This window comes from Providencia sp. PROV004, assembly GCF_011045615.1.
In the GTDB taxonomy this organism is placed as follows: Bacteria; Pseudomonadota; Gammaproteobacteria; order Enterobacterales; family Enterobacteriaceae; genus Providencia; species Providencia rettgeri.
In genome coordinates this window covers 2,237,032-2,250,403 of sequence record NZ_CP042859.1, presented here as the reverse complement: position 1 = coordinate 2,250,403, position 13,372 = coordinate 2,237,032, and the positions used below count along the sequence as shown (strand labels likewise).

Genomic DNA, 13,372 nt, shown 5'->3' with positions numbered 1-13,372 from the left:
ATTTAGAGGTAATCATCATGTCAGAAGTGGCAACTATCAATCAAAGTAATAACTTAGTCATGTTTAGCCCTGACAAACTACAAAGCTTAGTTGAGTTTTCTAAGTTAATGGCTGAGGGAACAGTTACCGTTCCAGACCATTTAAGGGGTAAATCATCTGACTGCTTAGCAATTGTCATGCAAGCAATACAATGGGATATGAACCCGTTTGTTGTTGCACAAAAAACCTATACCGTTAACGGCGTCCTTGGTTATGAAGCCCAGTTAATTAACTCCCTAGTTTCTACTTCAACCGCCATTCATGGCCGTTTTCATTATGAATATAGCGAAGGAGGCTGGGAAAAACTCACCAAGAGCAAAGAGCTTACCAAAAATCGAAACGGTAAAGATTATTCGTTTCGTGTCCGTGATTGGACTGATGCCGACGAACACGGATTATGGATACGTGTAGGTGCTATTTTACGAGGCGATAGCGAAATCACATGGGGAGAACGCATTTATCTATCTAGTGTCGTTACTCGCAATTCACCTTTATGGTCAACAAATCCAAAACAACAACTTGCTTATCTAGCTGTTAAATATTGGGCTCGTCTCTATTGCCCTGAAGTGATACTAGGCGTTTATACCCACGATGAGCTACCAGATGCACCAATCAAAGATGTTACGCCACCAAAAGAGCGTGTAAGCCTTAATGAAATCACTCAGCAAAATGAGCCTGAGCAGCATCACGAAACCACCAGCGGCGACAGCGATGTAATTACTGGTGAAATTGTTGATGATGGATTTAACCCTGATGAAATGCGTCAAGCAATCAGTAACGCTGAAACATTGGAACAATTCAAAGCTATACGTAGCCAAATTGAAGAACTCAAATCAGTTATGGGTACTTCGTTGTATACCGAACTCACCAACAAAGCTAAACAGGCTTATCACCGTGTCGATTCACGCAACAACCTTGAAGCACAAATTAACAGCCTTCCAGCTGGTGGCTCACCAGAAGCTAAAGCAGCATTCGAAAAGGTTGTTCAATTCCTTACTGCCAACAAACGCAAGCTTGGTGATGAACTGTTCGATTCATTCAGCCTGACGCTGAACGATATGAAAGACGAATACCAGTAATAAACTTGTGGTGGGGTTCGCCCCACCTTAGGGGAAATTATGAATTTAGAATCATTAAAATTAGAAATTATTGGCATAGAAGAAATCGGTACCATTGGGAAAGTTATCTCTTCTGACTTAGTTAAAAAAGTAACTGGTTTAGGTAGAACGGCATTAGATAGCCGTGATAAAGAAGGTATTCTAAGAAAAATCTATCTAGCCCCGCGGAAGCATGTTTATTTGTTGGATGAAGTGAATGCTTATTTAGATAGCTGTATCACCAATCCAACCATGTACAAAGAAGACGAAGAAAACATAAAGCAAGCCAGACAAGCACCCGGTGCTAAAAAGGCCAAGCAATAACCCTTCCCTATGTGATTTAACCAAAGGATATATTTGCAAGGATGCAAACAGGAGATAGATATATGAGCATTAAACAGTTACAGCAACAAATTCATCAGCAAAATAAAGATGCTGGATGGTGGGATAATCCACGCGAAAAAGGAACGCTACTTTGTCTTATTCACTCTGAAATCAGTGAAGCGATGGAAGGTGAACGCAAGGATTTAATGGACGACCATTTACCGCATCGGAAAATGGCAGAAGTTGAACTTGCTGATGCTGTTATCCGTATTTTGGATTATGCACATGCTTTCGGCTATGACATTGAAAGCGCTATCACTGAAAAGCTCGAATACAACAAGCATCGCGCAGACCATCAACGTGAAAACCGCGCAAAGGAAGGCGGTAAGCAATTCTAATTTAACTCGCAAGGATGCAATGAATAAAAAAGCCGCCACGGAGCTGACGGCAAGGGGACGTGCAGGAATGAAACTTATAATTTATCTGTGTAAGCAATTTAAGAATAGTTAAGCCATGGAATTTAGCAAGGAAGTAGATAAAAAAATGCCGACACAGGGAGAATCGGCGAGGACTACAAAAATAATTAGAAAGTTCAAATTAACTATAGGTCATAAATTAAAAACAATGATGAATTATTTTAATCATATCGATTAAATAGATGCAATAATAGGAATGAATATGAAGGTTGAACAATCTCAAGTGACTAAACTGGTGATAGCAGGCATAGAGCGTCACGACCCCATTCATGTTTACCTTGAAGATTATGGTGATAACAAAAATGGCAGAGTTACTATTAGCGAAAGTGGCGATTCATGGTCTTGTTTTTGGGGCTCTATGGGCAGCTCACTAGTTGAGTTTATTCATAGGATTAATAACCACTACTGGATAGGTAAGCTAGATTCTAATTTAAACTCTGAGATAGATGATGATAACGATGCAAATGCTGAATATGCTAAAAAGCAAGTTATCGAACTGCGCAAAGATGATGAAATAGACCAATACGAAGCAAGGGAGTATTGGGATTTAATTGAATCATCCGATGATGTTAAGAGTGATTGTTGCAATTGCTATATAGGAAGTAAGTTGCTTAGTTTGTTTGGCGATGATGCTTGGTATAGCGATTGGCCTTCTATTCCCAACCCTAAATATCTAAGAATGGAATCGCGCTTAAATGCAGTTCGTGAGGCATTAAAACAAATAAGTGTGAATTAAGGAGGCATTTTGACAGTGGATTAGTCACATGGATGTGAGTATGATTCCTGCTTTAATTAATAAAATGGATTAAATACATGTCTGCTGAGTTAATAACTTTGATTGCCGCTGTTTTAGCTGGTGTTGTTTCGATTGTCGGTCTGGTAATTGCAAAAGAAAGTAAAATTTCAGAATTTAGGCAGTTATGGATAAATGACCTACGAAATTCTCTTGTGAAGCTAAATAAAAACATGTTCATTCTTCAGGAGATGCATATAAATAACACATCACTAGATGAAATAATTCAACACAAAGCAAATGTTAGAGAGTCGTTATCAGAAGTATATCTAAGGATAAATAAACTAAGACCAAACACTGAGGAGGTGGAGTTAATTGATGTTATAGAAAATTTAAAGGCTGCTTTATATCATTTTCCTACATCCAATCTTTTTGAGTGTTATGAAGATAGACTAACATTAGCGTCAGCATCAGTATTAAAAAAAGAATGGGAAAGAGTAAAGACTGGAGAAAAAATATATAGATTTTGGACGCAGGTGTTTACTTGTATGTTTTTCATTACCATATTTTATTTATTGATTAGGACTCTACCTTATCTTATTGATTCTATATTTAAATTTCTATCCCTGCACTAGCAGGGTTTTTTATACCTAAAATTCAGAGCAACAATTAATGTAAATAATCGGATATGTATTACTCATGCTAATACAGGGTTCTGCTGTACCTGTATCTGAGCAAATATACACACAGCAAGAATGCGAGAGCCGTGCTATGAAGATAATGCAGGCGCGGGATGTTGAGATAGTTTGTGGAGAAATATGGAATGAAAACTAAGAAAAATATCGTTCATTTCGGTAATGTGAAAATATCAAAACAGGATGATAAACCTTTAGATATGATGGCAGATAGTTGCATTGTGGAAGGCTTTGACCATCTCGATGGGAAAGGGTATTCATTGCAAAAAAAAGTAGCTATTGCAATCCTTGAATCATTAATTGAAGAGGTAAAATTAAGTAATGAAATTTAAAGTCGGCGATAAGGTAAGGCTGAGGCAATCAAGTAAATACATTAACAATAAAGACAAAATATTTACTGTAACTTTTGTCCATTCTCTTTATGTATTCTGTGAACTGGAAGGCGCTGAACATGCGTTTAAACCATACAATTTGGAGTTAATCAATGAATAAAACTCGCTGTGTATGGTGTAATAAAAAACTCAATAAAGAAGAGTTGTTTTATTACGAATGCTCTTGTGAAAAATGCGAATATTATAGAGTTGCATTAAACAACAAAAATAAGTTTGATATTTTTGCTTTGAGAATTGCATTCTATTTTAGAAAGGTAATCAACTTAGCGTAGGTGATAATGAAAAAATACAGCCTCATTTATTGTGATCCCCCTTGGCAATACAGCAATAAAGCTTCCAACGGTGCCGCAAATAACCACTACCAAACAACCAGCCTTTTTGATTTAAAACACCTTCCAGTTCATACCATCGCCGCCGAAAACTCAGTCCTTGCCATGTGGTACACAGGTAACTTTGTGCAAGAAGCATTTGAGTTAGCCAAAGCATGGGGCTTTACGGTTCGCACGTCAAAAGCCTTTACATGGGTTAAGTTCAATTCACTAGCGCATGAGCGTTTCGATAAAGCCCTGCAAAATGGAGCCTTATTTGATTTTCATGACATGCTGGATCTACTCAATGCCGAAACAAAAATGAATGGTGGCAACTACACCAGAGCCAATAGCGAGGATGTATTAATAGCGACTCGCGGCAATGGCTTAGAGCGTGTGAGTGCCAGCGTTAAACAAGTTGTATTTAGTTGCTTAGGTGAGCACAGTCAAAAGCCTTGGGAGGTTAAAAATAGGCTTGAACAATTATACGGTGACGTTAATCGCATAGAGTTATTTGCGCGTGACATGTCACAGGGTTGGGATGCTTGGGGCAATGAATGCCCGAATAACAGCATCGAACTTACCGGCCCTCAATTTACAACTAAGGAGGCCGCCATTGATTGAGTTCATTTTCATAGCGTACGCATGGATTGCAGGTTATGTATTTTCTGCAATTGGTACTGAAAACGATAGCCGCCCAGTAATTATTGAGCGGCTTTTTTATTCCATATTTTGGCTGGTAGTTGGTGCATCGATATTATCAACTATACTGGCCACAAAAGTTTTAGGCTCAGAAAAATAAACTTTTTAAATTTTACCCTTCTCTTTTTCTATCCAACCATCCACCATATTAGCCCACTGCTGTAACATATCGCGGCGCTGCTCTGCATACTCTGCTTTGTTATAAACAGCACGTACGCCTTTTTGTTCGTGGGCTAAACACTTCTCTATCCAGTCAGAATTGAAGCCAGCTTCGTGTAGTAATGTGCTGGCTGTTCTTCTCAAATCATGGACTGTCAACGGCTCAAAATTAATCCCCTTCGCATTTATACGCTTAACAACACCGTCAATTACATTATTTAACGCAGCATTAGAAAGCGGCTTGCTTATATCATATCGACCAGGAACTAAATAATTGCTACCCATTGCACAGGCCTTAAATCCGACAACCATGTCGTAGGCTTGTTCTGATAAATAGATCACGTGCGCCCTTCTTCTTTTCATTCTTGCCTTAGGTATGATCCAGCATCTCTCATCAAAATCAATTTCATCCCAAGTCGCTTTTATAAACTCACTTTTTCTAACTAAAGTTAATAGCACGAACTTAACGGCTAATTTAAGCGTTGGATAACAGCTATAATTTTCTAATTCATTAAAGAATATACCAACTTCTTTAGCTGTCATTGCCCTATCGCGTGCCTCAAAAGTAGCGATTGAAGAAGCTTTGATACTACTAACGGGGTTTTCTATCTCATAACCACGATCAATAACGTAGTCGAACACAGAGCCAACAATTTCACGTATCTGCAAAGCTGTAGAGTTACCGCCACGTTCTTTAATCTTTTCACATAATGCCCTAACTTTTTGCGTCGTGATTTCTTCTAGTTGTAGTTTACCCAGTGTTGGGTATAGATCCCTTTCGACTATGGCAGTTTTCATATCTAGCGTGCTGTCTGCGAAACGGGTTTCTGATAGGTATTTGACGGTATAGTCTTTCAGGGTTAACCCTACTTTACGCTTTGTAATACCGTCTCGCTTCTGTGAAGCTGGTGATACGCCTGCGTTCAGCGTCTTTTTGGCATCGATTAGCATTTCTCTTGCTTCAGCAAGTGTAATACCGTCATCGCTGTAGCGTCCAAAGGTTATTGTTTCTCTACGACCATTAAAGCGGTAATCATATCTAAATGATATGGAACCAGTTTTTGTAACAGCAACATACAAACCGTCACGATCAGCTACCTTATATAGCTTATCTTCTGGCTTTAAGCTCTTTAATTTTTTATCGGTTAACACATCGGTATTCCTTTGCGTGATACCGTCATTTTTATGTTTTATTCGACGGTATGAAGTTATCAATCTAGTCATTATTATTTCTGATACCGTCATATATACCGTCAAAATTATCGGCAATTGTCAACTGCTAAAAACTGTTAAAAACAAAAAGGCACCAGTAACTAACTGATGCCTTTGAATTTATCGATAACTAAAAACTGTTATCAACAATTGCTATATTATTCCCACTCAATTGTTGCAGGCGGTTTACCGCTGATATCATAAACAACACGGGAAATGCCATCGACCTCATTAATAATACGGTTTGAAACTCGGCCTAGGAAATCATATGGTAAGTGCGCCCAATGCGCGGTCATAAAGTCGATAGTTTCTACTGCACGTAATGAAACCACCCAGTCGTATTTACGGCCATCACCCATGACACCAACAGAGCGGACAGGTAAAAATACGGTAAACGCTTGGCTAACTTTATGATATAAATCAGCTTTGTGCAGTTCTTCAATAAAGATAGCATCTGCGCGACGTAATAAGTCACAGTACTCTTTCTTCACTTCACCTAATACGCGAACCCCTAAACCTGGGCCAGGGAATGGGTGACGATACAGCATGTCGTACGGGAGACCTAACTCGAGACCAATTTTACGGACTTCATCTTTAAACAATTCTTTTAATGGCTCAACTAAACCAAGTTTCATGTCATCCGGCAGACCACCGACGTTATGGTGAGACTTAATAACATGCGCTTTGCCAGTTGCTGATGCCGCTGACTCAATAACGTCTGGATAAATAGTCCCTTGAGCCAACCATTTGATATTAGGCAGCTTAGATGACTCTTCATCAAATACTTCGATAAATACATGACCAATTTTCTTACGTTTAGCTTCTGGATCGCTGATCCCAGCTAACGCATTTAAGAAGCGATCTTCTGCTTTAGCATGGATAATGTTCAGGTCAAATTTACCTGCAAACATTTCCATCACTTGGTCTGCTTCGTTTAAACGTAATAAACCGTTATCAACAAATACACAGGTTAAACGTTTACCAATTGCGCGGTTTAATAGCAACGCAGTAACCGATGAGTCAACACCACCCGATAGCGCGAGCAGTACATGGTCATCACCAATTTGCTCTTTTAAACGGGCTACCGTGTCTTCAATAATTGCAGCTGGCGTCCACAGTGCCTCACATTGGCAAATATCTTTCACAAAGCGCGTTAAAATATTTAGGCCTTGGTGAGTGTGAGTCACTTCTGGGTGGAATTGAACACCATAGAATTTTTTCTCTTCATTTGCCATGATGGCATATGGGCAGCTTGGCGTGCTGGCAATAGTTTTAAAATCCGCAGGAATAGCGGTAACTTTATCACCATGGCTCATCCAGACATCAAGTACTGGCTTGCCAGCTTCGTTCAGAGAGTCATGAATATCACGGAATAATTCACATTGCTCAGTGATTTCAACATTGGCATAACCGAACTCACGTTCACCAGAGACCTCAACTGCGCCACCCAGTTGCATTGACATGGTTTGCATGCCATAACAAATACCTAATACAGGAACACCTGCATTAAATACGTAATCAGGAGCACGTGGACTATCTGATTCAGTCGTACTTTCTGGCCCACCAGAAAGAATGATACCGTTTGGATTAAATTCTCGAATTTGTTCTTCTGTAACGTCCCACGCCCAGAGTTCACAGTAAACGCCAATTTCACGGATACGACGGGCGATCAGCTGTGTATATTGCGAGCCGAAATCAAGAATAAGAATGCGATGTTTATGGATATTTGTTGTCATTTGAGGAGAATTCCAAAAATTCAAGTCAAAAATAAGAATCGGTGACGCAATCGAACGAATGCGCCACCCTGAGAAATTTTATCGATTATTGCCCCAAACGATAGTTTGGAGATTCTTTCGTGATAGTAACATCATGGACGTGGCTTTCTTGGATACCGGCTCCACTGATACGAACAAATTCTGCTTTTGTTCTCAATGCATCAATAGTACCACAACCTGTCAGCCCCATACAGGAGCGTAAGCCACCCATTTGTTGATGAATGATTTCTTTTAATCGGCCTTTATACGCTACGCGGCCTTCAATACCTTCTGGCACTAATTTGTCTGCCGCATTATCTGATTGGAAGTAACGGTCTGACGAGCCTTTAGACATTGCACCAAGTGAGCCCATACCACGGTATGCTTTGTAAGTACGGCCTTGGAATAAAATAGTTTCTCCTGGAGACTCTTCAGTTCCTGCGAACATTGAGCCGACCATCACACACGCAGCGCCTGCCGCGATAGCTTTAGAGATGTCACCTGAGAAACGAATCCCACCATCCGCAATAACAGGAATACCCGTACCTTCAAGTGCTTCCGCCGCTTCAGCAATAGCCGTGATTTGTGGTACACCCACGCCAGTGACGATACGCGTAGTACAGATTGAACCCGGACCAATTCCCACTTTAACCGCGCTAACACCTGCATCCGCTAAGGCTTTCGCCCCTTCCGCTGTTGCAACGTTACCACCAATAATTTGTAAGTCAGGGTATTTTTGGCGAGTTTCGCGGATACGTTGTAGTACGCCTTCTGAATGACCATGTGATGAGTCAATTAATAAAACATCAACGCCAGCAGCCACCAGCGCGTCAACACGTTCTTCATTCCCTGCGCCTGCACCAACCGCAGCACCAACACGTAAACGGCCTTGCTCGTCTTTACACGCGTTTGGCTTACGTTCTGCTTTTTGGAAGTCTTTAACCGTGATCATCCCTAACAAATGAAAGTTATCATCGATCACTAAGGCTTTTTCTACGCGCTTTTCGTGCATTTTTTGCAAAACGATTTCGCGTGCTTCGCCTTCTTTCACGGTGACTAAACGTTCTTTTGGCGTCATCACCGCAGTAACAGGTTGGTCTAAATCTGTCACGAAACGAACATCACGGCCTGTAATAATACCAACTAATGAGTTATCGTTTGCCACGACTGGATAACCAGCAAAACCATTGCGCTCAGCCATTTCTTGCACTTCACGAATAGTGGTATCCGGAGTTACTGTAACAGGGTCCGTTACGACACCACTTTCATGTTTTTTTACGCGGCGAACTTCTTCCGCTTGGCGCTCAATAGTCATATTTTTATGGATGAAACCAATGCCACCTTCTTGTGCTAAAGCAATAGCAAGGTCAGATTCTGTGACAGTATCCATGGCTGCAGAAAGCATAGGAATGTTCAGGCGGATGTTTGCAGTCAGTTGAGTTGATAAGTCTGCGGTATTCGGTAATACCGTTGAGTGTGCAGGAACGAGTAAAACGTCGTCGAAAGTTAGTGCTTCTTTTTTAATGCGTAACATAGGCAATATCCCACCAGGCAGCGTTATGGAAAGGTATAAAATATTGCCGCGGCATTATACACACCGAAAACGGTTGCTTCCAGCACTTTTTTGAAAAAAAACTTGATAACTCCTATAGCTGCGTTAGTATCTATCGATTAAGTCATTGTTTTAAAATTTGATCTGGCTCACATGTCGACTTCACAAAATAGCGCAATTTACTCTGTTAGTAAGCTTAACCAATCGGTTCGGGAACTTCTCGATAGCCAAATGGGGCGTATTTGGTTAACAGCTGAAATTTCCAATTTTTCACAACCCAGTTCAGGTCATTGGTACTTAACCTTAAAAGATGACCGAGCGCAGGTGCGAGCGGCCATGTTCCGTGGGCAAAATGCACGAGTCACTTTCCGCCCACAAAATGGCCAGCAAGTTTTAGTTCGAGCGACAGTGACCTTATATGAACCTAGAGGTGACTATCAATTAATCCTTGAGAGCATGCAACCAGCCGGTGAAGGCTTACTGCAACAACGTTTTGAGCTATTAAAACAAACACTAAGTGCCCAAGGTTTGTTTGATATTATTCATAAAAAACCACTACCTAGCCCAGCTAAATCCGTCGGTATCATTACCTCGGCAACGGGTGCAGCCCTACATGATATTTTAAATATTTTACGTCGTCGCGACCCTTCCCTGCCTATCATTATCTACCCAACGGCCGTTCAAGGTGAGATGGCACCAGCACAAATTGCTCGGATGATTGAGCTAGCAAATTTGCGTCAAGAATGTGATGTGTTGATCGTCGGTCGCGGGGGCGGTTCACTTGAAGATTTATGGGCATTTAATGAAGAAATCGTTGCTAGAGCCATTTTTGCTAGTCAACTGCCTATAATTAGCGCTGTTGGTCATGAGACCGATGTGACGATTGCCGACTATGTGGCGGACGTAAGAGCACCCACCCCATCTGCAGCGGCCGAGCTTGTTAGCCGTAACCAGTTAGAAATGCTCCGTCAGCTAAAATCTGCGCAGCAACACCTTGAAATGGCAATGGATTATTATGTAGCAGGTCAACAACAAAGGTTTGCTCGTTTGCATCACCGTTTACAGCAACAACACCCACAATTACGTTTGGCACGGCAACATAATCAACTTAATTTATTGCAACAAAAACTTGCGCAGTCGATGACTCGACAACTACAAAATTCAACATCTAAGTTCGAAAGGCTCGACCGTCGTTTACTGCAAAATGATTTGCGCCCTCAATTGCAAAAACAGCAACGTCAGTTGCAGCAGACACAGTATCATTTGCAGAATATGGTCACGAGTTTGGTTAACAGTTACCGCCAACGTTTCGCTGTCGCTTGTTCAAAAATGGAAGCAGTTAGCCCATTAGCCACCTTAGCTCGCGGGTTTAGTATCAGTGAAACCGCTAAAGGCACCGTACTGAAAAAAACCAGCCAAGTGAAAGTTGGCCAACCACTGAAAACTCGCCTTAATGATGGCTGGGTTGAAAGCCAAGTTACTCATATTGAGAAGGTTAAAGTAAAAAGAATATCGAAATAATTATTTTAACCACTTATCTCGATAAAAATAACGGGATAAGTGGTGTTAAATTTATACGTTGATTAGAAACGCACCTGTCCACCAATCATATAAGTACGCCCTCTTGCTGTTGCATTATTTTTACCGCGTTCTTCCATAATAGCGGTAGAATTTGCACGATTTAATGCATCCGAATAATTTTTATTCGTGATATTATTAACCGTCATCATCAATTTAAAGTTTTTATTAACTTCATAGTCTGTATATAAATCAATGATTGTAGGTTGTTTTTCATACTTATCTTTTAGTGCATTTCCATCGTTATCAACGATAGACTCTACACCAATTCGTTTTGAAGGGCCGGTCCATGTAATAGTTGTACCTACGGTTAATTTTTCATCCAATAAACGCACACCTGAATCCAAGGTCACATAATAATCAGGAAGCTCAGTGAAATCTCCCGCACTAAAATCAGCAACCTTAGCTATGGAGTTAGGTTGATCCCCAGTTTCTTTGGTATAGGATAATGTTGAATAAACTATACCTGCATCATAATTAGCCTGTAATTCATAGCCACGAAGATTAACATCATGAGGCTCATTGACATACATATAGCTTTTACGCATAAATTCTGGGAATTCTTTGTCCCATACATCATCATTCATTAAACACCAAGCCAGTTCAGCATTTGATCTTGGGCGACAAAGTAAATAAGGCTTACTCGTAATATAGTCTTTAATTTTTGTATGGAACCATAATGCCTTCATATTAAATTGGTCACCTTCAAAAATTAAATCCGGTTTAAAGCTATTAAAACCAACTTGCCATGTCTGTGATTTCTCTTCTTTTAAGAATGGGTTCATTGAATTACCACCTTCTTGAGAATAAAAAACTTCTTGCGTATTCGGCGCTCTCATTGAATGCGCATAACTGACAAATGGCTGGAATTCAGGAATAATTTCTGCTGATAATAAAACTCCGGGGTTAAAACCATTACCCCGTAAATTTAAAGTTGCAGCTTCCTGTGGAAAACAAAAATCTTGATCACCACATGCAGGTTTAAAACCTTTTAAGTGATAATTCATATAATTCAAATCAAAAATTGCTGTATAGATCCCATACTTGGCTTCCAATTGTGTATATGCGCTCGCAAGATCTAACGACCCACTTGGCGAGAAAGGATTATAGTTCAACGTATCTTGGTCAATAACAGAACTAACCTCTCGCTCATACTTCGTTTTAGATAACTTAGAACCTATTTTCCATTCAAAATCAATATCACCATAGGAAAACCGGCTTGTATTAGAAAGATTAAGACCATCGCCAATATTTTTGGATTTACCTTGCCTTAATGCCCAACCTAATGAGTCACCTTCAAATTGTTGGTCATTTTTTCCATGACTCGCTAAAACCTCAACATCAATTAATTCATTTAGCGGCGTATATTTATATTTAATATAATAATCTTCACTATTAATCTTTCTTCGTGTGAGCTTATTTTGTAAGAAACGACCACTGAATTCTAATTCATGGCTGTCATTAGGTTTATATTTCAATTTAGCTAATTGCGATTGTGGCTTTTGTTTGAAAGTGGAGTCGGTGGCAAATTCATCACTATCAAACCCATCACCATTTTTATAACTGCCAGGAATATTATGGCCGCTAACCGCAATTAAACCGCCAAAATAGCCATCATCTTGCAATAATGTCTTTCCTGCGACCGCTACCATGCCATTATAACCGAGACCATTATCTCCCCAGCTAGCTTTACTACGCAGCCCATATACATTATCTTTAAAAATCACATCATCAATACCGATAGTACGAAAATTTGCACTCCCTGCTAAAGCGTTAACACTATTGCCTCCATTTAATTGCCCTTTCTCTACTTCAACTTCAACAATAAAATTTGGGTCAATTAAAGCGCCAAAATCATTATTTGGCTGTTGTCCATGTGTATATTGACTTGGGGAAATTCCATAATAACTTTGCGTGACACCATCCACCATCATATTCACGCGACCAAAACCACTCAACCCGCGAATATTGACATTAACGGTACCTTGGCTGGCATCCATTTGAGTATAGGTTCCGGGCATGGTACGAATAATTTTATCCATCGACTGCAATTTATTTTCCGTACCCACCGCGCTGTAAGCACCCGGTTTTTCCAATGCTTTGACTAATGGCGTTTGTTTCTGCGCACCTGAGACTTTTAATTGGCTAAAATTAACCACACCTTCTTTCTGCTTATTCTGCTGCTGCGTATTTTCAGCCAAAGCAATCCCTTGGGAGCTAGTGGCAATAATGCTAGCAACCATAATTATTGTTTTATTATTCATTAAACCATTCCTGTAAACGTACTGTGTGTCATACGCTCACACTGCTAGCACAGACCAAATAAAGCCTGTGAAGAGGCCCAGCAACAA

The 13,372-nt window shown here is 40.2% G+C and carries 13 protein-coding genes; 9 read left to right on the top strand and 4 right to left on the bottom strand.

From position 1 onward, the window contains the following. Positions 1–17: 17 nt before the first annotated feature. The 8 genes from FVA69_RS09935 to FVA69_RS21645 all read left to right on the top strand — a co-directional run bounded on the left by FVA69_RS09935 (position 18) and on the right by FVA69_RS21645 (position 4,866). Positions 18–1,118 carry a RecT family recombinase gene (locus FVA69_RS09935; RefSeq protein WP_164528772.1) on the top strand — a complete coding sequence of 367 codons (1,101 nt, stop codon included), beginning with the start codon at positions 18–20 and terminating at the stop codon, positions 1,116–1,118. A 39-nt stretch (positions 1,119–1,157) separates the two neighbouring features. Beyond that, positions 1,158–1,460 carry a hypothetical protein gene (locus FVA69_RS09930; protein WP_164528771.1) on the top strand — a complete coding sequence of 101 codons (303 nt, stop codon included), beginning with the start codon at positions 1,158–1,160 and terminating at the stop codon, positions 1,458–1,460. 62 nt (positions 1,461–1,522) lie between these two features. Further along, a complete protein-coding gene (locus FVA69_RS09925) occupies positions 1,523–1,858 on the top strand; it encodes a hypothetical protein (RefSeq protein WP_008915996.1) in 336 nt (111 codons plus the stop codon). Between the two features lie 280 nt (positions 1,859–2,138). Then, complete coding sequence (locus FVA69_RS09920; protein ID WP_164528770.1) at positions 2,139–2,672, top strand: hypothetical protein; 534 nt, start codon at positions 2,139–2,141, stop codon at positions 2,670–2,672. Positions 2,673–2,749: 77 nt separating this feature from the next. Then, entirely contained in the window at positions 2,750–3,304 is a 555-nt protein-coding gene (locus tag FVA69_RS09915; protein WP_164528769.1) for a hypothetical protein, read from the top strand. Between the two features lie 188 nt (positions 3,305–3,492). Continuing rightward, complete coding sequence (locus FVA69_RS09910) at positions 3,493–3,696, top strand: hypothetical protein (protein WP_164528768.1); 204 nt, start codon at positions 3,493–3,495, stop codon at positions 3,694–3,696. A 338-nt stretch (positions 3,697–4,034) separates the two neighbouring features. Then, entirely contained in the window at positions 4,035–4,688 is a 654-nt protein-coding gene (locus tag FVA69_RS09900) for an MT-A70 family methyltransferase (RefSeq protein WP_164528766.1), read from the top strand. Then, a complete protein-coding gene (locus FVA69_RS21645) occupies positions 4,681–4,866 on the top strand; it encodes a hypothetical protein (protein WP_164528765.1) in 186 nt (61 codons plus the stop codon). Before FVA69_RS09900 ends, FVA69_RS21645 begins: the two co-directional genes overlap by 8 nt. Before the next feature lie 5 nt (positions 4,867–4,871). On the opposite strand, the gene FVA69_RS09890 is transcribed toward FVA69_RS21645, so the two are convergent. From FVA69_RS09890 to guaB, 3 genes are all read right to left on the bottom strand, one after another. Continuing rightward, positions 4,872–6,077: a tyrosine-type recombinase/integrase gene (locus tag FVA69_RS09890; protein WP_164528764.1), complete on the bottom strand. Its 1,206-nt coding sequence runs from the start codon at positions 6,075–6,077 to the stop codon at positions 4,872–4,874. Positions 6,078–6,295: 218 nt separating this feature from the next. Continuing rightward, positions 6,296–7,873 carry a glutamine-hydrolyzing GMP synthase gene (guaA, locus tag FVA69_RS09885; RefSeq protein WP_109912450.1) on the bottom strand — a complete coding sequence of 526 codons (1,578 nt, stop codon included), beginning with the start codon at positions 7,871–7,873 and terminating at the stop codon, positions 6,296–6,298. A gap of 85 nt (positions 7,874–7,958) precedes the next feature. Next, positions 7,959–9,425, bottom strand: coding sequence for an IMP dehydrogenase (guaB, locus tag FVA69_RS09880; protein WP_004253607.1), 1,467 nt, complete (start codon positions 9,423–9,425; stop codon positions 7,959–7,961). Between the two features lie 171 nt (positions 9,426–9,596). Here guaB and xseA point away from each other — a divergent pair, with 171 nt between their 5' ends. Then, entirely contained in the window at positions 9,597–10,964 is a 1,368-nt protein-coding gene (gene xseA / locus FVA69_RS09870) for an exodeoxyribonuclease VII large subunit (RefSeq protein ID WP_123381902.1), read from the top strand. Between the two features lie 62 nt (positions 10,965–11,026). Here xseA and FVA69_RS09865 read toward each other — a convergent pair whose 3' ends face one another. Further along, a complete protein-coding gene (locus FVA69_RS09865; RefSeq protein ID WP_109912448.1) occupies positions 11,027–13,285 on the bottom strand; it encodes a TonB-dependent receptor domain-containing protein in 2,259 nt (752 codons plus the stop codon). Positions 13,286–13,372 lie beyond the last annotated feature (87 nt).

Excerpts from the sequence above, each read along its gene's own strand:
- guaA (WP_109912450.1), bottom strand. The coding sequence starts at position 7,873 with ATGACAACAAATATCCATAAACATCGCATTCTTATTCTTGATTTCGGC.
- FVA69_RS09930 (WP_164528771.1), top strand. The coding sequence starts at position 1,158 with ATGAATTTAGAATCATTAAAATTAGAAATTATTGGCATAGAAGAAATC.
- FVA69_RS09900 (WP_164528766.1), top strand. The coding sequence starts at position 4,035 with ATGAAAAAATACAGCCTCATTTATTGTGATCCCCCTTGGCAATACAGC.
- xseA (WP_123381902.1), top strand. The coding sequence starts at position 9,597 with ATGTCGACTTCACAAAATAGCGCAATTTACTCTGTTAGTAAGCTTAAC.
- FVA69_RS09920 (WP_164528770.1), top strand. The coding sequence starts at position 2,139 with ATGAAGGTTGAACAATCTCAAGTGACTAAACTGGTGATAGCAGGCATA.
- FVA69_RS09865 (WP_109912448.1), bottom strand. The coding sequence starts at position 13,285 with ATGAATAATAAAACAATAATTATGGTTGCTAGCATTATTGCCACTAGC.
- FVA69_RS09935 (WP_164528772.1), top strand. The coding sequence starts at position 18 with ATGTCAGAAGTGGCAACTATCAATCAAAGTAATAACTTAGTCATGTTT.
- guaB (WP_004253607.1), bottom strand. The coding sequence starts at position 9,425 with ATGTTACGCATTAAAAAAGAAGCACTAACTTTCGACGACGTTTTACTC.
- FVA69_RS09925 (WP_008915996.1), top strand. The coding sequence starts at position 1,523 with ATGAGCATTAAACAGTTACAGCAACAAATTCATCAGCAAAATAAAGAT.
- FVA69_RS09910 (WP_164528768.1), top strand. The coding sequence starts at position 3,493 with ATGAAAACTAAGAAAAATATCGTTCATTTCGGTAATGTGAAAATATCA.
- FVA69_RS09915 (WP_164528769.1), top strand. The coding sequence starts at position 2,750 with ATGTCTGCTGAGTTAATAACTTTGATTGCCGCTGTTTTAGCTGGTGTT.